The organism is Drouetiella sp. (genome assembly GCF_059504425.1).
The window spans coordinates 47,143-67,029 of record NZ_JCACIN010000081.1 but is presented as its reverse complement, the minus strand read 5'-3'; the positions used below and the strand labels follow the sequence as shown (position 1 = coordinate 67,029).

Here is a 19,887-nt window from a genome sequence, read left to right as displayed (position 1 = left end):
ATTCGGAGCACCCACAAGGGCTTTTTCTTCTTTCACCCGGTAGCCTTTGCCAACAGGACGAATTAATCGTATGGCGCTATGCGCATAGCTCCAATGAGTTATTTTTTGAGAGCTGCGCGGAGCACAGCTCTCAAAAAATAACTCGTCCTGACTCAATGACGTAATGCTATGGGTGGAGCTTCCCTGATAGGAACACGGAGTTACTGCCTCAAAGACCGGAGCGTATCCCCTCCAATTCCGTGTTTCCAGCAATAGTATTCTCCTAAAACAGATGGTTTCATAGAAACATCAGGAAACCAACTGAAATAAGGAAAGCAGTTATGACACTCTATTTTGCAGGCGCAACGGTAGTCTTCGGCATCTTACTCAACGCTTTCCTGAAAGACGCGACCACTCCTAAGGATCACGTCGCTTCCTGGATAGTTTTGACAGTCGCAACGGTTTTCTGGCCGATCGCTCTACCTTCTATGATCCGCAAGAGACTTCAACGTACCGAAGTTTTAAATCTGGACTACCTCAATTAAGACTCTAAAAGTTAAGGTTCTAAAAACAGAAAGAGGGATGCAACGCTGCATCCCTCTTTCTGTTTGTTTCCGAGAGAAATTAAACCTGTGAACTAACCTGAGACTTGGGCTGCCAACGCTTAAATTGAGTGACTGCCACAGCCGTTACCAGCGTACCAACCGCGATCGCTACCACATACAAACCGCCTTGGCTCACAGCATTGGGAATCGCCAGCACAAAGATGCCACCATGGGGTGCCCGGAGACTACAGCCAAACAGCATCGACAGTCCACCTGTGATAGCAGAACCCAAGATACAGGCCGGGAGAACTCTCACCGGATCTTTTGCCGCAAAGGGAATTACACCTTCTGTGATGAAGGAAATGCCCAGCACCGCTGCCACTCGACCTGCCTGAAGCTCATCTTGGTTAAACTGTCGCTTTGCAATTAGGGTCGCCAATGCCAATCCCAGCGGCGGAGTCATTCCGGCTGCCATCACTGCCGCCATCGGCTGATCCACGTTGCTAGCCAGCAGCCCCACTGCAAAGGTGTATGCCGCCTTGTTCACCGGGCCTCCCATATCGATCGCCATCATTCCCCCCAGCACCAAGCCCAGCAGCACCGCATTAGTTTGCCCCATGTTCTGCAAGAAAGCCGTCAGACCATCCATCACGGCTTTGATGGGCGTGCCGAAGACATAAAACAGCAGCAGTCCTACCGCCAGAGTTGAGAGTAGAGGAATAATTAGCACCGGTTTCAGCCCCTCAAAGTTGGCAGGCAGATTCAGTTTTTCTCGCACAAACAAGGCAATATATCCGGCAAGGTAGCCTGAGAGAATGCCGCCCAAAAATCCCATGCCTAGGTTTGCCGCCAGCATCCCGCCAATCAGACCAGGAGCCAAGCCGGGGCGATCGGCAATGGAAAACGCAATAAATCCCGACAGGACGGGCACAATTAGCGCGAAGGCCGACTTACCCCCAATTTGTAGCAGCGCATCGCCAAGGCTTCCCGGCTCTGGTTTTAAGCCAAAGACAAAAGACAGAGCAATAATTAAGCCTCCTGCCACGATCACGGGCAGCATGTAGGAAACCCCAGTCAGCAAATGCTTGTAGGGACCCGATCGCCTAGCCGACTGCTCAGCCTTAGCCCGTTGAACTGACTGTAAATAGTCACCCTCTGTAGTGCCAGACAGACTAGAAGCTTCAGCAGGGAGAGCCAGAGCCGCTTCAATCACCGATCGTCCGGATTTTAACGCCTGCTTGGTGGAAGTCTCATAGACTCTTTTTCCGGCAAAGCGAGAGAGATCGACGTGAGTATCTGCCGCAATCACCACAGCATCTGCTTGGGCAATTTCTTCAGGAGTGAGCGAATTTTTTGCACCGACAGAACCCTGAGTTTCCACCCGAATATCATGCCCCATTTCGACGGCAGCCTTGCGCAGGGCTTCGGCCGCCATGAAGGTATGGGCAATACCTGTAGGACAGGCCGTAATGCCCACGAGCCGAGCGCGCTCGACCGCTGGGGGCGTGGCAACAACGGAGGGAACGGTTGCGGGAATCGCCCCTCTGTCTCCTTCCACTGCATAGGATTTCACGTTGGATGTAACATAAGTATCCCTACCCCTCTGCTGCCCCTGTTGAACCGCCTCTTCAATCACCGTCCGAGTTTCTCGAATTGCGCGACTCGTAGAGGTTGCATAAATGGGTTTGTTGATGAATCGCGAAGCATCCACATGGATATCTGCAGCTGTAATCACAATATCGGCAGCAGCGATCGCTGCATCAGTCAGTGGCGAGTTCACACCATTGGCACCTTGTGTTTCCACCTGGATGTCATAGCCCATCATCTCAGCCGTTTTTTTAAGCGCTTCAGCTGCCATGAAGGTATGGGCAATGCCTGTAGGGCAAGCTGTCACCGCCACAATTTTTTGAATGGATTTCATAATATCTAATTGTTAACTAAAAGCCTTTCGTAAAGTTGTCAAACTAGAACCAAACCTTTTCTACCAAAATTTTCTACAGCGTTTCCACCCTCACCTCCTGCATCAAGGACTCGATCGCCTCTTGAGGGGGCAGTCTAGGTCCCACCTGGCTGAGTGCGCCCATGGAAAAAGCAGTTGCAAGTCGCGCACAGTCAGAGAGAGAAAATCCTCGCAATTTACCCATGATCAAGCCAGACACCATGGCATCTCCCGCTCCCACCGTGCTAACCACCTCAATTTTGGGAGGGCGAGCAACGACGATCGCATTGGCTTCGGCAAAAATAGCTCCCTGGGCACCCATAGAAACCACGACGCATTCAATCCCTTTGCTCAGAAGGTCTTGAGCCGTTTGGACGATCGCTGCCTCAGTCTCTAAACGCTGACCGCACAACTCCTGCAATTCTTCCACGTTGGGCTTGATAGCATAGGGCGCAAAGGGAATTGCCTGACGAAAACTCTCGCCGCTGGCATCCAAAACCACGGTTTTGCCCTGAGCTTTGAGCCGAGCGACTAACTCGCCATAGATGGCAGGGGACAGCCCGTGGGGAAGGCTCCCAGCAAGGACAAACCAGTCGTGGGCGATCGCCAAATCATCAATTACCCGGTGCAGGGTTGCCAGATCGGCAGCGATCGGCGGCTGACCCGGAAAATTAATATCCGTAACTTGGTTGAGCAGAGTATCGGTAATTTTGATGTTGACGCGAGTTTTACCAGCCACAGGGACAAACCGATTTTGGATGCCTTGTTGCGCAAAAAAGGTTTGAAATAGCTCGGCGTTGTCTTTTCCCAAAAAACCAGAGACTGAAACAGAACAGCCAAAGTCCGCCAAAAACGAGGCGACATTAACGCCCTTGCCGCCCGGATCAGACTGTTCCCACTCGACTCGGTTCACCTCTCCGGCTCGAAAGTTAGGAATAGAAACCGTTTGATCAACGGCTGGGTTTAGGGTAATGGTAGCAATGCTGGGCTTCATGGCGGTTGTGGCAAGGCTTCAGGGTAGGTATGGCAGGCTGGACGATCGCCGAACCGATCGCGGCAATCGACTACTGGCTCAAAAGTTACAGGCTCGTTACAGGCTCGTTGCAGGTCAAAAATCACAGGGCGCGAACTTCCTGAGCCGTGCGACACTTCAAGGCGCGGGTGGCCAATTCCTGCGTTTGCGACCAAGAGAGCGTCCGCAGCTTAGCTTTAACTGCCGCAACGCTAGGAATGCTGACGCTGAGTTCTTTGACTCCTAGCCCCGCCAAAATTGCGGCTCCCTTTGGATCTCCGGCAATGCCGCCACAGACTCCGACCCACTTCCCTGCGGTATCGGCAGCTTGTACCGTCTGATGAATCATCCGCAGCACAGCCGGATGTAAGCCATCAGCCTGTTTGGCCAGAGTAGGATGTCCCCGATCCATTGCTAAGACATACTGGGTCAGATCATTGGTGCCGATCGAAAAGAAATCGACTTCCTTGGCAAACTCGTTCGCCATCACGACCGCAGAAGGCACCTCAACCATCATGCCAATCTGGACAGGTTCAGCGCCTATTTCCAGCCGCACTTCTTCAGCAATTTGGCGAGCCGTCCACAGGTCTTCTAGAGTAGAAATCATGGGAAACATGATCGCGATCGTCCCCAATTGGGAGGCGCGAAAGATGGCTCGCAGCTGCGGTCTAAAGAGGTCGGGACGCTGTAGACAAAGACGAATGCCCCGCACGCCTAGAAAGGGATTTTCTTCGGCTGGTAGGTTGAGGTAGGGCACTGCCTTGTCACCGCCGATATCAAGCGTGCGAATAATCAGCGGCAGCCCGTTGAGGGCGCGCGTCATCTGTCGGTATGCCGCAAACTGCTCTTCTTCTGACGGCGGCTCGACTCGGTTAAGGAACAAAAACTCTGTGCGGAGCAGCCCCACGCCCTCGGCTCCGGCATTTACCGCCTGTTCTGCTTCTGCTGGCGCACCGATATTTGCCACCACCTCCACCCGGTGTCCATCCGTCATTAAAGCAGGCTGATAGCAAGAGAGCTGTTCGGCAGCCCGGATTTCCTGCAAATTTTGCTGAGCGATCGCTGCCTTATCCAAATCCGCCTGGTCGGGCTGCGGATATAGCGCACCGCTTTCCCCATCCAGAATGCAGGGAATGCCGTCTGCCAGGTTTAGCACTGTCTCTCCAGCCCCCACGATCGCCGGAATGCCTAGCGATCGGGCGATGATGGCGCTATGGGAAGTGGGGCCGCCATAGGCAGTACAGAAGCCAAGGGTAAGACTAGGATTGAGTCCTGCTGTATCAGAAGGAGTCAGATCTTCAGCAATCAAAATAGCGGGGCGATCGGGCAAGCTCGGCTCATCCTCCACCTTGTCTGCCAACAGCCGCAGCACCCGTCGCCCTACATCCCGCAGATCGGTTGCTCGTCCCGCGATCAAGGCATCGGAGAGCTTTTCTAACGAGTGCGCCCGCTGCTCAAAAGCCTGTTGCCATGCCCAAGCCGCGCTGCGATTGGGCTGGAGATCGGCGATCGTGGCTGCCATTAAATCCGGATCATCTAGAAATTCTTGATGCGCTAGAAAGATGGCGGCTTTCCCAGCGCTCGATCGCTCCTTCACATCGTTATAAAGCTCTTGGAGCTGTGCTTTTGCCATCTCGATCGCCTGATGCAGCTTCAGCTCTTCTGCCACCGGATCTTTTGCCGTCGCATCGAAGGAGATCTTGCCGCGCTTGAGCTGAAACAGAGTGCCGATCGCCAGTCCGGGAGATGCCGAAATTCCAAAAATGGCGGGAGAATCGAAGCGAAGGGAATGCTCCGAAGGAATGGATATCTTCTCTTCAGGCTCATCGTCCAGCCCCGCTACAATCGCCTTTTGCAAAGCCTCTAGTGCCGCATCCGCATCAGCACCCTGAGCCATTAAGAGAACCGATCGGCCCCCTTCTACCCCCAGCTTTAGCAGGGACAGCAGGCTTTTGGCATTGGCTGTCTGGTTGCCGTAGCGCACTTGAATCTCTGACTCAAATTGCTTCGCCAGACTGGCTAGCACCGTTGCCGGACGGGCATGTAGCCCTGCTTTACCTGCGATCTTCACCTCTACACCTTGGGTGAAATCTAGCCCCGTTTTTTCCTGCTTGCTGTCTTCACCAAACTTGTTTTCTTCACCAGAGCTAGCGGCTCCCTGCGTTAGGCGCTGGATAATGTCTTGGGGATTGGTGGTTTTAGAGAGAAAAGCGATCGTGGCTTCATCATCCAAAATGTGGGTGAGATTAGCCAAGACTTCCAGGTGCTCATCGGATTTGGCGGCAATACCCACTACCAGATGAACCACTTCTCCGGTGTTCCATTCCACGCCTTCAGGAATCTGCACCACGGCAATTCCAGTCTGCACAATCAAGTCTCGGTCTTTGGGCAATCCGTGAGGAATCGCAATACCGTTACCTAAATAGGTATTGGCGACTTTTTCACGAGCCATCATGCTATCGACATATCGCGATCGCATATTGCCGTTTTTCACCAGCAATGCCCCGACCTGTCGAATCGCCTCAGCTTTATTGGCGATCGCTGCCTGAAGCAAAACATTATTTGTATTTAAATCGAGCATATTATCTTTAAGCTGGCGACTTGAAGAGGATGTTAAACGCCAGTTTCATTCAGATGAAAATGCTACCACGGATACAATCTTGTCTTGGTCACTCTAACGAGAGAGTTACACTCTGTATACCAAAACTGTTACATATCGAAAAACTTGAGTTCTCGTGTGAACTACTCTAAAGTGCATCGAATTGTTAACTTTGGTATCAACGCTTCAATCGTCGCTGCGTCACCTGTGAACTCTAATCCTCCGAGAATAGACATAGATTGCGGTGGTGAGAATATAAACTGTCGAGCATTATCAAAAGTCACGAGAATACTGTGGTCATAGCGAACGTGATCTTCAATGCCTCTTTTCTGATATTCCAAGACTTCAATCTTTACAACCTCGGCAAGGTGAGTGGAAGTTGCATATGCCCCACCGACATGTACAGAACTGCAAGAAGGCATACCTCTACGATAGACGAGCTGACCCTTTCCGTCTTTTCCAAGCAGCTCTTCAATCATCGGCACATTTTTAGGATGATCTGCAAGCGACACATGCATAACGTGGTAGTCGATGGCTTCTTTCTTAGTGTCGCCCCAATCGCTCTCTACTACGCAAAAACCTGAACTGAGTGCAATTGAGAAATCACGAGCACGAGTAGAATGCTCAGAAACATGTATGGTCGGCGTGAACATATGTAGAGCATGACGACCGAGAACTGCACGTAAACAGTCTAATTTGGGATCTGACAGGAGAAAGGTATGCTCCATAGGACTACCTCAATATTCGGCTAGAGCGGTTGACATTTCCCAGCGCGAATTAGCCCAACCCGACGAGCGATCGCCTCTGCCTGAGACTCGAAAGGGCCCCAGCGATCGGCTCTCGGCTGCCCTTCAGCATTACCGTCCGGTGCGCTGGCATCATCGGACATTCCTGCGTTTGGTATAATCTCATCTTGCATAACTTCACAGTGACCGTCAGGTTGCTTAACGACGTACCAGGTTGCTGATGTCATCATCATTGCTCCATGTCGAGTGAATTCACTTGCCTCTCTACTTTACTCTTTCGCCCAGGCTTCTCTATGAGTTCTGAACAGCAAAACGCTGGCAATCCCGAAAAGCAAATCTTGAAGCCCCAAGGCGAATCTTCTGATACTAGCTCCGCTTACCTGGATCTAGGTAAACCAGATCTCAGCAAACCAAATTCCAGTAAACCCAATGCCAGCAAACCCGATCTAGACAAGCCGAGCTTTCGTCTCCAGAAATCTCAGAAGGAAAACCTGCAAATTGTGGCGATCGCCCTCGCCCTTGCCGTTATCATTCGCCTGTTCATTGCCGAACCGCGCTTCATTCCTTCCGATTCGATGGTGCCGACTTTACTGATTGGCGATCGCCTGGTCATCGAAAAAATCAGCTATCGCTTTCATCCGCCTACTTTGGGAGATATCGTGGTCTTTGAGCCGCCGCAACAGCTCCAGATCTATGGCTATGCGCCCGATAAAGCCTTTATCAAACGAGTAATTGGTACTCCGGGCGATATTGTGCAGGTAAAGCAGGGCGAGGTCTATCTCAATAGCCAGCCCCTCACCGAACCCTACACAGCTGAGCCACCCGACTACGAAATGGAGCCAGTGCAGGTGCCGCCCAACCAGCTCTTCGTCATGGGCGACAACCGCAACAACAGCAATGACTCCCACGTGTGGGGATTTTTGCCTCAAGAGAACGTGATTGGCCGCGCCGTGTTTCGATTCTTTCCAATCGATCGAATCGGACGGGTGAAATTTGCACCCGATCAACCTGAATCACCCTACCCCTCCGAATCTCAGCCCATCTCTTAAAACCTCAAATAGTGCATTAAATCAGCCGTTAGCTGACCGGGCAGCGCCAGCCGCCGTTGGAGATCGGCAAGGCTGCGATAGGCTCCATAGGCCTGACGATTTTGGACGATCGCCCGTGCCAAAAATAGATCTATTGCCGGAATCTGGATTAATAGCTCTGCTGAGGCGAGATTAGGACTAATGGGCTGTGCTTCAACAGGGCTTTCCGAGTCGTAGTAGCAAAACTGGAGGACGGGCGACAGGGGCAGCAGCCTCGCAACAGGCAAACTCAGCGCGGCAGCAATATCCTCGATCGCATGAAACTGCACCCCCGACTGGCTGAGAGCCGCCAGCGATCGCGCCTGATGAATCGACAGTCCGGGCAACCTTAGCCAATCATCTACGCAGGCTCTATTCACATCTATGAGTACGCCCAACTCAGCTGCCAAACGCACCTCAGCCAACGATTGCAGCCGATAGTAAGGGTCATTCAAAATTTGCGATCGCACACTTCCCTTCATGCCTTAACCTTTTATCTCTTACCCTTTCATGCCTTAACCCATGCGATCAAGCAACTGTCGCCGTTTTTGCTCAAACTCATATTCTGAAACCAGCCCTTCCTGCCGGAGCTGCTCCAACTGCCGCAGCGCATCTGCAACAGCGATCGTCTGGATGGGTGCCGTTTCCTGAGCACCAGATGGCGAGTGAGCAAAGGCATCATCCTGAAACAGATAGTAAATTGCCTCGATCGCGCTGGCAATCCTAGGAACTTGCGTTGCAGACAATAACAAATACAAGATGCCCCACTTAGGTTGCCCCATATAAAACTTATGGAATCCTGAAACGGGCGATATTGTTCCCACCAAAGCTAGGAGGACAGCGATTCTTCGGTCTTTCGGCTTGCTTAACATGCAGTCTAATAAAGAATGACCTTCCCTCATGATATAGCTGTCGTCAGTTTGCTTAGGACATTTAGGGTGGGGCGCGAAGCGCCCCACCCTAAATGTCTCCGTCCTAACAGTCTTGGCGGTTGCCATATCGAGCAAAATCTTAAGTTAGGCTATGATTAATTTGCATCTAACTAATCTACATTCAGTCAATCTAAATCTACCGACGTACTAGAAAGTACGATAAAGCCTTCAGGGTCAAGGCTCAAGATTACATAGGTTGAATGGTCAGCTTTTACAGAGTTAGAGTCTGGAGAGCCAGAGGCAACTGTCTAAAGATTGCTCAGCAGTTTCTATTGGGCCGCTTGGAACTTAGCACCGAAGCGGTGAATCTGGTGAATCTATTGGGGTTTATCGCTCTATTGGGTTAGTCTAAATTATCTCAGCGATCGCCAGGAAACTGACTGGCTCTTGCTGTGCTTTCTGCTACTAAAAAATGAATCTACGGAGTAGTCGAGAAACGTACATAGAAAGTAGGGAAGTGTTGTGATCTACTAACGCTGACTCTACTAAAGCTCTTAACTGAGAAGGCTGCGCCTATTTTAACTCAACCTAGTGATTCCCTAAGTTCTGACCAAGCACTGGCTAAATATACGGCTAAATATACGGAGTCGATATTCAGCCAATACATTGTTTTGATACGTTGTTAACATACATCGTCTGCATACTGCTGTTGAACGTGAGAGCGACATTTAATGTCACAGACTTCCTTTTCTGCGGATTGGCCAAACCAGTTTTCTGATCCCTACGCCATTTTGGGCTTAGCCGTTGCTGCTGACGATCGCCGTGTCTTAAAGCGATATCGTGCTGTCGCCAAGCTGCTGCACCCTGATGGTTTTGTAGGCGCAGATGCCGCAACCACAGAACTGGCAACCCAGCTGTTGACGCGAGTCGTGAACCCAGCCTACCAGCGGCTGAAGCAGGAGAAGGAACGCGCTGATACTTTAGCAACTCTGCGCTTTCGGGTGCGGCGGTTTAATCGCGATGAGCCGCTGTTGGCTCAGTCTGTGCCAGCTCGTCAACTGCTCCAGAAACCTCCCCAAGAGCTTGAGGTGTTTTATGAGCAGGCAGTAGATGCTTTAGCCACATCTCAGTTTCAGCCTCTAGGTCAGTTTGAGTCAATTACCCAACAGCTCAGCGAGCTGAATTTGGTTTACCTTTACCTAAAAATGGGTGAACCGATGATTCGGGAGAAGCGATCGGGCATTGTTGCGGCAAGTCAGGTGAAGCCGATTCCACCTGTCGAAACAGCGCAGATAGTCAGCACTTACGGTCGTCGGCACTACCAGCGAGCCATTATCTATGCCAAAAACGCGAACTGGCCCCAGGCGATCGCTGAGCTACGGGATGCCATTCGGCTAGAGCCAGACAAGGCAGAATATCATTCTCTAATCGCCAAAGCCTACTTGATGCAAAACCTCATGGGCATGGCGAAAGTTCATTTCCGGCAGGCGCTAAAATTTAACCCTAAAGATCCACTGGCGCTGGATTATGTGACTCGGCTTAAACTGGTGCTAGATAAACCCGATCGCGTCACCAATAGCTCTACGCCCGTTAAATCCACGGGAAATGGGCTGTTTGGTTTATTTAGCCGGAAGCCTTAGGCGGTTTGAGATTAGTTTAAAATCAGGCATCACCTGAATACGAGCTTTCCCCATGGCTGCTACATCCTGGAATCGCCATCATATTATTTCCCTTGCAGACTTTCAGCCTTTTGAATACGATGCGGTTCTGCAAACGGCGGCAAGCTTTCAAGAGGTGCTGTCTCGCCGCACTAAAAAAGTGCCTGCGCTACAAGGGCAAGTCATTGCCAATCTATTTTTTGAATCCTCCACCCGCACTCGCAGCAGCTTTGAGCTGGCAGCCAAACGGCTCTCTGCCGATACGCTCAACTTCGCCCCCGGCACCTCCTCCATAACCAAGGGTGAGACGATTCTAGATACGGCAAAAACCTACCTGGCAATGGGCACCGACATCATGGTAATCCGCCATCGAGAAGCCGGAGTGCCACTAGCGATCGCCAACGAAATGGATCGGCTGCAAACCCGCGTCGGCGTGTTCAATGCCGGAGACGGACAGCATGAGCATCCTTCGCAAGCCTTGCTGGATCTGTTTACAATCTGTACTCTATTCGACCCAGAGAAGCCGAGGCTGTCATTGCTGCAAGGCAAAAAAATTGCGATCGTCGGGGATATTCTCCATTCTCGCGTGGCGCGTTCTAATATCTGGAGCCTCACCGCCAGCGGAGCCGAGGTGCATCTGGTGGGGCCGCCTACCCTCTTGCCCAAGGCGTTTGCGGATTTTGTCAAAGGAAGTGACGAGCTGCCCCGCAAGCTGTTTGTGCACTGGAGCTTAGAGCCTGCCCTGGAAAACGCCGATTTCGTCATGGCGCTGAGAATTCAGAAAGAGCGGATGACCAGCCATTTGCTGCCGAGCTTGCGGGAATATCACTGGCGCTATGGCATTACGGGCGATCGCCTTCAGCACTGCCAGCCCGATGTCAAAGTGCTGCATCCGGGACCAGTCAATCGCGGCGTGGAGATCAGCTCTGAGTTAATGGACGACCCAAAGTTCAGCCTGATCTCGCAGCAGGTGACGAGCGGCGTTGCCGTGCGGATGGCGTTGCTGTACTTGATGAGCAGCGGCAAAGCTTGAAACAGGCAGGTCTGTAGTGCCCAAAACTGATTAAACTGAGATATTGAACCTCCTGTCTGAGTTTGAACTTTGCTCAGCCTGATTCTACAAAGGGAACCGGAACTATGCGGCTGTCTCAAATGCTGTTTGTCACCTTGCGCGAAGATCCAGCAGAGGCAGAAATTCCTAGCCACAAGCTGCTGCTGCGAGCCGGATACATCCGTCGGGTGGGCAGCGGACTCTATGCCTATCTGCCGTTGATGTGGCGGGTGCTGCAAAAGATTTCTCAGATTGTGCGGGAAGAGATGAATGCTACAGGCGCACAGGAATGTCTGCTCACCCAGCTCCAGCCCTCAGAACTCTGGAAAGAGTCTGGTCGCTGGGACACCTACACCAAGGCAGAGGGCATTATGTTTGCCCTGACCGATCGCCAAAACCGTGAGGTGGGGCTGGGGCCGACCCATGAAGAGGTGATTACGGCGATCGCCCGCGACATGATCCGCTCCTACAGACAGCTACCGCAAAATCTCTACCAGATTCAGACCAAGTTCCGAGACGAAATTCGTCCCCGGTTTGGGCTGATGCGTGGGCGTGAGTTCATCATGAAGGATGCCTACTCCTTCCATACCGATGAAACCAGCCTGAAGCAGACCTATCAGGAAATGCATGATGCCTATACGCGCATTCTGAAACGCTGTGGCTTAGCGTTTAGAGCCGTGGATGCTGACTCTGGAGCGATCGGGGGTTCTGGCTCCCAGGAGTTTATGGTGCTGGCGGCAGCGGGTGAAGATGAGGTGCTGTACACCGAAGACGGCAAGTACGCGGCTAACGTCGAGAAGGCAACTTCGCTGCCGCTAGATGCCGAGCCTTCGACCTTTACGCAGTATGAAAAGCTAGAGACACCGGGCACCGCGACGATCGCCACCCTCTGCGATTTTCTCAAGTGTTCTGCCACGCAAATTGTTAAGAACGTGCTGTATCAAGCGGTCTACGACAATGGCACAACGGTGCTGGTGCTAGTCAACATCCGAGGCGATCAGGATGTCAACGAGGTAAAGCTGCAAAATGAGCTGATGCGGCAAGCCGGACAGTACGGCGGCAAAGCGCTTTTATCACTGACGGTTCCCGATGCGGAAGCCCAGCAAAAATGGGCGACCCAGCCTTTGCCCCTGGGCTACATTTCTCCCGGTCTAGCAGATACCTACATCCAGTCGAGCAAGAGCCTTGCGCCTAAGTTCTTGCGGCTTGCCGATCCGACGGTTACGAACTTGCAGAACTTTGTCACAGGCTCCGATGGGTCAGGCTATCACGTCGTGGGAGCCAACTGGGGCAAAGAGTTCGAGCTGCCCCCCGTCGTTGACCTGCGGAAAGCAACGGCAGGCGATCGCGCCCTTCACGACCCCAGCCAAACCCTAAAAACCGCGCGCGGCATAGAAATTGGGCATATTTTCCAGCTCGGCACCAAGTATTCCGAAGCCATGAATGCCACCTTCACCAACGAACAGGGCGAAGAGTTGCCTTTGGTCATGGGCTGCTACGGCATCGGCGTATCGCGGCTGGCGCAGGCGGCAGTCGAGCAATCCTACGACAAAGACGGCATCATCTTTCCGGTGGCAATCGCCCCCTATCAGGCGATCGTCGTCATCCCCGACATCAGCAAAGCTGACCAGGTGGAAGCCGCCGAAAAACTCTATGCTGAGCTGAACCAAGCCGGGATCGAAACCCTCTTGGACGATCGCAGCGAACGAGCCGGAGTTAAGTTCAAAGATGCGGAGCTAGTGGGCATTCCCTTTCGGATTGTCACAGGGCGATCGCTCCAGCAGGGCAAAGTCGAGGTCGTGAAACGCGCCGATCGGGAGTCGCAGGAAATGGCGATCGAGTCTGTGGTGCCCACACTGAAGCAATGGATTGCTGAAGTTCTAGCCTCTTAACCTCAAGCCCTATGATTCAACTTCAGCCTAAGCCGCTAACCGATACCTGGGTCAATGCCACCTGGGAGGAGTACCTGCGATTTACCGAAGATCCTACCCATTGCAAAGCCAAAGGCTATTATTTCAATGGTCAAATGTGGATGGAAGCAATGGGTGTGGGAGCCGATCATGCAGTCAACAATAGCGTTATCCATGTGGCGATTACCCTATTCTGCGCTCTTAAGGGAATTCCGCTCAAAGCCCTGATCAATTGCAGCTATCGCAAATCAGGCATTCGAGAGGCCCAGCCCGATGGATCATACTTTGTGGGCGATCGCGTCTCCCTGGCTCCCCAAGGCAGTGCGATCGTAGATCTCGATCAAGCTGCGCCGCCTGACTTAGTGATTGAGGTTGCAGATTCTTCACTCAACGACGACTTGGGTAAAAAGCGCCTGCTTTACGAAGAGCTAAATGTGGCAGAGTATTGGGTCGTTGACGTCGAAAATGCTCAGATTATCGCGTTTGCCATTGCCGATAACGGCAGTCGTCGAATTCACGAGTCCCAAGTGCTCGTAGGGCTTTTGGAGGTGATGCAGGAAGCGATCGCCCTCAGCCGCCAGAGGGATGACAGCCAGCTTGTCGCCTGGATGATGACAAAATTTCAGGAGTCCTAGCCGTGATGGAATTCCTAGCGATTTTTCTGTCCAGCCTCATCGGCATTCTGTCCCCTGTGGGCGGGGTTGCCGATCGCCTTGCCGAAGATGCTATCCGCGATCAGGTAGATTCTGTTGAGCAGCTTGATGTGCGAATTGACAACGCTCCTAGCTACCGACTGGCGCAGGGCAGAGCCGATCGCATTCGCATTGCTGGACGGGGAGTTTATCCGATTACCGGGGTGCGAATTGCCGCTCTAGAAGTGGAAACCGACCCGATCGCCGTAAATCTTGCCAGTCTGCAAACCCAAAAGCCGCGGCTAGATGCCCCCCTTCAGGCAGGTGTAAAGCTGGTGCTGAACGAGGAAGATGTGAATAAGGCGCTGCAATCGGAGGCGATCGCCAAACGGTTTCGCGACTTGAATCTCAACTTTCTCAGCAGTTCAGGCAATTCTTCAGAAAAATTTGACCTAGTCAACCCCCAAATTGAGTTTTTGCCAGATAGCCGTTTCCGAATTCAGGTAACTCTGCAAGGACAACAAACCCGACATCAAGATAGAATCATAATTGAAACGGGTATTCAAATTCTGTCAGGGCGACAGATGCAGTTGGTTAATCCCACCGTTCAGCTCAATGACCAGGCATTACCCCCTCAGCTCATTGCTCTGCTAACCGGAGGTATCAGTCAATACTTTGATCTGCAACGCCTACAGGCTTCTGGCATCACTGCACGGGTTTTAAGCCTGCAAACGCAGGACAATGCCTTGATCCTGGCGGGATTTATTCAGATTAACCAAAGTTTCTTGGTTTCCGAAAATTTGTTTCTGGAATGGAGCAAACAGATTGTGTAGTTAGTTCCATTCATGTGTCCATCACTATCCTGGCTTCTCTCAAAGAGGAGTCAGGAAGTTTTCTCTCTTCTTTCAGCGGTTTCTTAATGAGGTCTCTTATGCAAGACCATTCGTCTTCACCTACGCCCAAGCCATCACCTAAGCCCTCTCGCTTCATTCCTTTAGGGCTACTGATAGGACTTTCAACTGTCGCCCTCACCGCAGGGGGAGCCGTTGCTTGGTGGACATGGCAGAATTCTTCAGTGCCCCTTAGCTCCTCTACAACGAAGTCCTCGACCTTTGCGAACCCTCAGACTGCAAATCCTCAGGCTTCTGTATCGCAAAATCCCGTATCGCAAAACTCTGGCTCACCCGCTGCTAGTCCTGAGGCGATCGCGAAGAAAACGGTTCAAGTCTACTGGCTCAAGACCAGCAGTGATCAGATCAAGGTAGCCGCGACATCCATTGATCTCAACGCTCAGCCGCCCAATGATTTGTTAAAAGCTGCCTTTGAGCAGGTGTTGAAAAAGCCTAACGATCCCGCTCTAGCCTCTGCTATCCCTGAGCAGACTAGCCTCCGCAAGCTAGAAGTCAAAACGGATGGGGTGCATGTCGACCTCTCTCCCGAATTCACATCGGGTGGCGGCAGCACTTCAATGACAGGCAGGTTAGGGCAAGTGATTTACACGGCAACGACCCTTGACCCCACAGCAAAAGTTTGGATTTCTGTAGAGGGCAAGCCGCTAGAGATTCTAGGTGGTGAGGGTTTAATGATTGACCAACCCATGACCCGCGAAAGCTTTGAGCAGAATTTTCAGCTTTAGTCTGTTCTGACTAATCCTTTCCAGCAATGCTGAAGGCTCGAAAGTGCTTGGCCTGCTCTTCAATGCGGGTGGCAATCCGATCGCACACCAGGTTGCAAAGCTCAAAGCTCAGCCCATCATCGACGCTGTAATAAGCTGAAGTCCCTTCGCTCCGTCGGCAAAGGATGCCCGCTTGCAGCATCACCTTGAGATGTTTGGAGACGTTCGCCTGACTGGTTGCTGTTGCCTCAACCAGATCCTGAACGCATTTCTCGCCGTCTCGCAACAGGTTAAGAATGCGAAGCCTCATAGGTTCACCCAGTACACTGAAATACTCAGCGACCTGCTGCACAACCTCCGGTGGGACAGACTCTGCTGATTTCATGCATTCTCGTCTTGAAAGGACTGATCCCTGCATTCTACCACTCAACTCTTGTATGCCAATACAGCGATGAATGCTCAAGATGTAAAGATATCATGAAATATAGGAAACGATCGTAGAAAAATTAAACTCGATCAGGAAACAGACACGATAAGACTTCAGAGGGTTGGCGATCGGTGAGCAACAGCATTGACTTGGAAGTTAACCTAAAAGCTGGCTTGAAAACTGGACAGTTAGAGGCTGAACCTTTACTGATCGATCTAAGGACACGGCTCGATCGCTACTTAGCAGAACAGGTGCCCGACTTGTCTCGATCACGCATCCAGAAGCTCATTGAGCAGGGGCAAATTCAGGTTAACGGGCAGGTTTGCCTTTCCAAGAAAGTGACGGTACAGGAAGGCGATCGCATTTCTGTGACGGTGCCCGATGCTGAGCCGCTAGATTTGCGGCCTGAAGCAATGTCTCTAGAAATTCTCTATGAAGACGAGCATTTGATTATCCTCAACAAGCCCATAGGTCTGGTGGTGCATCCCGCTCCCGGCCATGAGGGCGGCACGTTGGTGAATGCGCTGCTAGCCCACTGCGGCGACTTAGCAGGCATTGGTGGCGTGCAGCGCCCTGGCATTGTGCATCGTTTGGACAAAGACACGAGTGGAGCGATCGCCGTTGCCAAAACCGACTTGGCGCATCAGCATCTACAGGCTCAGTTCAAGGCCAAAACCGCCCGTCGAGACTATTTAGCAGTGGTGTTTGGTGCGCCACCTCAGCTCAGTGGCACGGTAGATGCGCCGATTGGACGGCACCCGATCGATCGCAAAAAGATGGCGATCGTGTCTGAAGAGAAGGGTGGCAGACGGGCTGTGACCCATTGGCAAATTGAGGAGCGTCTGGGCAACTACACGGTGATGCGCTTCATGCTGGAGACAGGACGAACGCACCAGATTCGGGTTCACAGCGCTCATATTGGCTATCCGGTAGTGGGCGATCCGGTGTATGGCGCAGGACGATCGGTAGGGGTGAAGCTCACGGGTCAGGCGTTACACGCCCAAAAGCTGCGGCTTCAGCATCCGGTGAGCGGTGAATGGCTAGAGGCGGTTGCCCCTTTACCGCCAGAGTTTATTAAGCTGGTGGAAGTCTTGCGACGGCGATCGCATTAGGAGAATTATAGCCCTACGTAATTGAGTTAGGACGAGTTATTTTTTGAGAGCCGCGCTCCGCGCGGCTCTCAAAAAATAACTCATTGGATCTAAGGATCCGTTCGGAATTAACTTACCGGATTGTGATTCTGTATGCGGTTGTATCTCGTGATGATGGCAACCTAAAACCGGCAACTTATTTGCGAACGAGTCCTAAGCGCGTAGCGCCATAACGTGAAAACCTTTGAGGAAGTCAAGCAGCGTTTATGGCTGTTGCCATAACGCTCTCGTCTGGCGGCTGGCTGGGTAGTATAAAACTCGAACAAGCTTCCGTCGCGCTTGCGCTTCGCCCATGAGCTTATGGCTGCGAAACATTTCGATCGGCGTCTTTTCGCCGTTTATGACCTCCAAAACAAGTTTCGCCTTAAACTCGGCGCTGTATTGACGCCGGTGAGTTGCCATGATTTTCCCTCTATAGGACAGAAATACTACTCTTAGCTCCTTGTCCGAAATTTGAGGGTTACTACACAGAACTTGCGAATTGCCCATAATATGGTTGTTTCTCACCCCATACTTCTCGGCTAAGGGATTCAACTTTGATGATCCCCCTACCCTCCTTAAAAGCTACGGTGTATACATATCTCCTATGACTCTTGTATGACTAGCTGAACATCCTGCATTCGCCCCCAACCCCTCAATTCTGGGGGGCTTCAGTGAATTCAAAGTCCCCCAGAATTGGGGGATTTGGGGGGCTAGACCTCGAAGGTAAATCAGGATTGCGGGCGCACCATAGCTTAAAAAGGGAGAACAAAACCGCTCAAAGTTCCCCTTTCAAGAGAACAAAACTACTCAAAGACTCCCTTTCTAAGGGCGATTGGGGGGTCGGTCTTATCCGAGAAGGATGGGTTTCTCAGCGTCCTTTCTTTAGGTTCTCATGGCTGGATTAGAAAACCTGCTGAAACTCTACGCAACTCTGGTGAGCGGGGTAGGGCTAGGCTTACTCTTGGGCTACAAACTGCCGCCAAAAATACCATCTTACCTAGGAAAGTTTTTGTTCTGGGTGGGTGCGCCCCTCAGCATTGCCGTGTTCATGCGACAGGCAGATTTATCGGCATCCGTGCTGGTTGCACCGCTGATTTGCTGGGTGGCTCTGGCACTGGGGGCAGGACTCGCCTGGATCTGGATAAGGCGATCGAATTTGCAGCTCAAGCCAACGCAGGGCAGTTTCTTGCTGGCGGCAATGGTAGGCAACACAGGCTATCTAGGTTTTCCCGTCACCCTGGCGCTGGCAGGAACTCAATATTTTGGCTGGGCTGTCCTATATGACACCTTAGGCAGTACCCTAGGAGCCTATGGTTTGGGCGTGATGATGGCGGCATACTTCGGCAAAGGTTCCAACAGCCAAGCTGCGCTCTTCAAGGCGCTCGTGCAAAACCCGGCGCTCTGGAGCTTTTGCCTAGGGCTAGGGCTACGGCTGATTCATTTTCCAGAGGCGATCGAAAACGGATTACAAACCTGTGCCTGGGGCGTAATTGCCCTCTCCCTGATTCTGATTGGGATGCGGCTGAGCCAGATTCGCTCCTGGCGTAACGTACAGCAAGCCACCGTGAGCCTCTGTATCAAAATGCTGATCGTGCCGCTGGTACTGGGCTTACTTTTGCCACTGTTTGGCGTGACGGGGATGCCCCTGCTGGTCATTGTGCTGCAAATGGCAATGCCGCCCGCCTTCGCCACGCTGGTGATTGCCGAAGCCTACGATCTCGATCGCGACCTAACGGTAACGACCTTGGCGATCGGCTCCGTGCTGCTGCTGGTGATGCTGCCCCTGTGGCTGTGGCTATTCGCGCCAGTTCCCTGACCCAGTTAGCCCACCCAACTCACATCTCCATCAGACGACTTTACGGGCGGCAGTGGCTTAGAGATGGGCGAATCGCGGCGAACTGTAGATTTTTTGGCATTCAGTCCGGGATTGAAGACGGTTTCTGCCTCGCTTTGCGGGTGTTCAGCCTCCCCAGAGGTTGCTACGATACTTTCCACATCTGCCTTTAGCACCTGAAGACTTTTAGGACGGAAAGCTTGAGCCGTTGACGCAGCTACCTGCGAGGAAGATTTGACCGAGGTCTGTGCTGCTGCCGAAGTTTGTGCTGCTGCCGATGCAACAGGCTGATGCCGCTCTGGCTCCACGACTTTTTGCACAATCCATTCGATTGTCTGCTCCTTCACCCAACCCCGCGCCGACACGATCTCTCCAAAGCGCATCCCAGTCGCCTGCTGATCGTTAAGAATGACATTAATTTGATCGGCTGTCAGCAGACCCGCATCTACCAAATAAGATCCCAACCGCTTGGCAGCCGCCCGTGTAGGAACCGTTTGAACCTGATATCGATCGCTTTTATCTCGCATGCAATGCTCCCGGCATAACTCCGACAGTTCAGATTGAAGGCGACATTGAGGGGATAGGTCGGTAAAAATTGAGCTGAACCTAGCAGAAGCTTGAGTCCAAAAGTCTCTGCTTCAAAACCTTAAGCTTCAGAACCCTGGGCAGCTACCAATCCTGCAATTGCGCTGAGGCATGAGCAATTACAGGTATAAACAGGTGTAAAGAAGACTCAGTGCCTATCGACAATGTCATTTTGCTCAGTATAACAACTGAAATCATCAAGTCTTGCTTATCGTTATGTAAAAGCTTGATAAACTTCTGGAAGATTATCCAAAAACCTCAGTATCTTTGCGTAAGCTGAAAA

General features: G+C 52.0%; 21 protein-coding genes. 10 read left to right on the top strand and 11 right to left on the bottom strand.

Annotated elements, in window-relative coordinates; genetic code table 11:
* Positions 1-320: 320 nt before the first annotated feature.
* A complete protein-coding gene (locus tag AC5JMP_RS18835) occupies positions 321-524 on the top strand; it encodes a hypothetical protein (RefSeq protein WP_495853021.1) in 204 nt (67 codons plus the stop codon).
* Positions 525-603: 79 nt separating this feature from the next.
* Here AC5JMP_RS18835 and AC5JMP_RS18830 read toward each other — a convergent pair whose 3' ends face one another.
* The 6 genes from AC5JMP_RS18830 to AC5JMP_RS18805 form a co-directional block, all read right to left on the bottom strand.
* On the bottom strand, positions 604-2,445 hold the full coding sequence (locus AC5JMP_RS18830) for a PTS fructose-like transporter subunit IIB (RefSeq protein ID WP_495853020.1): 1,842 nt from the start codon (positions 2,443-2,445) through the stop codon (positions 604-606).
* A 73-nt stretch (positions 2,446-2,518) separates the two neighbouring features.
* The gene (gene pfkB / locus AC5JMP_RS18825; RefSeq protein ID WP_495853019.1) at positions 2,519-3,457 is read right to left on the bottom strand and encodes a 1-phosphofructokinase; all 939 of its coding nucleotides are present in this window, start codon (positions 3,455-3,457) and stop codon (positions 2,519-2,521) included.
* The gene (locus tag AC5JMP_RS18820) at positions 3,454-3,582 is read right to left on the bottom strand and encodes a hypothetical protein (RefSeq protein ID WP_495853018.1); all 129 of its coding nucleotides are present in this window, start codon (positions 3,580-3,582) and stop codon (positions 3,454-3,456) included. Before AC5JMP_RS18820 ends, pfkB begins: the two co-directional genes overlap by 4 nt.
* A complete protein-coding gene (ptsP, locus tag AC5JMP_RS18815) occupies positions 3,579-6,056 on the bottom strand; it encodes a phosphoenolpyruvate--protein phosphotransferase (protein WP_495853017.1) in 2,478 nt (825 codons plus the stop codon). The genes AC5JMP_RS18820 and ptsP overlap by 4 nt, the downstream gene beginning before the upstream one ends.
* Positions 6,057-6,217: 161 nt before the next feature.
* Positions 6,218-6,802 carry a hypothetical protein gene (locus AC5JMP_RS18810; protein WP_495853016.1) on the bottom strand — a complete coding sequence of 195 codons (585 nt, stop codon included), beginning with the start codon at positions 6,800-6,802 and terminating at the stop codon, positions 6,218-6,220.
* 20 nt (positions 6,803-6,822) lie between these two features.
* Entirely contained in the window at positions 6,823-7,050 is a 228-nt protein-coding gene (locus AC5JMP_RS18805) for a DDE transposase family protein (RefSeq protein WP_495853110.1), read from the bottom strand.
* A gap of 63 nt (positions 7,051-7,113) precedes the next feature.
* Here AC5JMP_RS18805 and lepB point away from each other — a divergent pair, with 63 nt between their 5' ends.
* Positions 7,114-7,869, top strand: a complete 756-nt coding sequence (lepB, locus tag AC5JMP_RS18800; RefSeq protein ID WP_495853015.1) for a signal peptidase I — start codon at positions 7,114-7,116, stop codon at positions 7,867-7,869.
* Here lepB and AC5JMP_RS18795 read toward each other — a convergent pair.
* The gene (locus AC5JMP_RS18795) at positions 7,866-8,369 is read right to left on the bottom strand and encodes a ComEA family DNA-binding protein (protein WP_495853014.1); all 504 of its coding nucleotides are present in this window, start codon (positions 8,367-8,369) and stop codon (positions 7,866-7,868) included. The genes lepB and AC5JMP_RS18795 overlap by 4 nt on opposite strands.
* Before the next feature lie 33 nt (positions 8,370-8,402).
* The gene (locus tag AC5JMP_RS18790) at positions 8,403-8,759 is read right to left on the bottom strand and encodes an NINE protein (protein ID WP_495853013.1); all 357 of its coding nucleotides are present in this window, start codon (positions 8,757-8,759) and stop codon (positions 8,403-8,405) included.
* A gap of 731 nt (positions 8,760-9,490) precedes the next feature.
* On the opposite strand from AC5JMP_RS18790, the gene AC5JMP_RS18785 reads away from it, so the two are divergent.
* From AC5JMP_RS18785 to AC5JMP_RS18760, 6 genes are all read left to right on the top strand, one after another.
* On the top strand, positions 9,491-10,399 hold the full coding sequence (locus AC5JMP_RS18785; RefSeq protein ID WP_495853012.1) for a J domain-containing protein: 909 nt from the start codon (positions 9,491-9,493) through the stop codon (positions 10,397-10,399).
* A 52-nt stretch (positions 10,400-10,451) separates the two neighbouring features.
* Entirely contained in the window at positions 10,452-11,450 is a 999-nt protein-coding gene (locus tag AC5JMP_RS18780) for an aspartate carbamoyltransferase catalytic subunit (RefSeq protein WP_495853011.1), read from the top strand.
* Between the two features lie 104 nt (positions 11,451-11,554).
* Positions 11,555-13,360, top strand: coding sequence for a proline--tRNA ligase (locus tag AC5JMP_RS18775; protein ID WP_495853010.1), 1,806 nt, complete (start codon positions 11,555-11,557; stop codon positions 13,358-13,360).
* A gap of 11 nt (positions 13,361-13,371) precedes the next feature.
* The gene (locus AC5JMP_RS18770; RefSeq protein ID WP_495853009.1) at positions 13,372-14,013 is read left to right on the top strand and encodes a Uma2 family endonuclease; all 642 of its coding nucleotides are present in this window, start codon (positions 13,372-13,374) and stop codon (positions 14,011-14,013) included.
* A 5-nt stretch (positions 14,014-14,018) separates the two neighbouring features.
* Positions 14,019-14,843: an LmeA family phospholipid-binding protein gene (locus tag AC5JMP_RS18765; protein ID WP_495853109.1), complete on the top strand. Its 825-nt coding sequence runs from the start codon at positions 14,019-14,021 to the stop codon at positions 14,841-14,843.
* 98 nt (positions 14,844-14,941) lie between these two features.
* The gene (locus AC5JMP_RS18760; protein WP_495853008.1) at positions 14,942-15,646 is read left to right on the top strand and encodes a GerMN domain-containing protein; all 705 of its coding nucleotides are present in this window, start codon (positions 14,942-14,944) and stop codon (positions 15,644-15,646) included.
* A 10-nt stretch (positions 15,647-15,656) separates the two neighbouring features.
* Here the strand turns inward: AC5JMP_RS18760 and AC5JMP_RS18755 are convergent, their stop codons facing one another.
* The gene (locus tag AC5JMP_RS18755) at positions 15,657-16,010 is read right to left on the bottom strand and encodes an ArsR/SmtB family transcription factor (RefSeq protein WP_495853007.1); all 354 of its coding nucleotides are present in this window, start codon (positions 16,008-16,010) and stop codon (positions 15,657-15,659) included.
* Between the two features lie 248 nt (positions 16,011-16,258).
* Here AC5JMP_RS18755 and AC5JMP_RS18750 point away from each other — a divergent pair, with 248 nt between their 5' ends.
* On the top strand, positions 16,259-17,164 hold the full coding sequence (locus AC5JMP_RS18750) for an RluA family pseudouridine synthase (RefSeq protein WP_495853108.1): 906 nt from the start codon (positions 16,259-16,261) through the stop codon (positions 17,162-17,164).
* 243 nt (positions 17,165-17,407) lie between these two features.
* On the opposite strand, the gene AC5JMP_RS18745 is transcribed toward AC5JMP_RS18750, so the two are convergent.
* Positions 17,408-17,605: a hypothetical protein gene (locus AC5JMP_RS18745; protein WP_495853006.1), complete on the bottom strand. Its 198-nt coding sequence runs from the start codon at positions 17,603-17,605 to the stop codon at positions 17,408-17,410.
* Between the two features lie 472 nt (positions 17,606-18,077).
* Between AC5JMP_RS18745 and AC5JMP_RS18740 the strand changes: the two genes are divergently transcribed.
* Positions 18,078-19,001 carry an AEC family transporter gene (locus AC5JMP_RS18740; RefSeq protein WP_495853005.1) on the top strand — a complete coding sequence of 308 codons (924 nt, stop codon included), beginning with the start codon at positions 18,078-18,080 and terminating at the stop codon, positions 18,999-19,001.
* Positions 19,002-19,006: 5 nt separating this feature from the next.
* On the opposite strand, the gene AC5JMP_RS18735 is transcribed toward AC5JMP_RS18740, so the two are convergent.
* Positions 19,007-19,546, bottom strand: a complete 540-nt coding sequence (locus AC5JMP_RS18735; RefSeq protein WP_495853004.1) for a cyclic di-GMP-binding domain-containing protein, MshE-related — start codon at positions 19,544-19,546, stop codon at positions 19,007-19,009.
* Between the last annotated feature and the right edge of the window lie 341 nt (positions 19,547-19,887).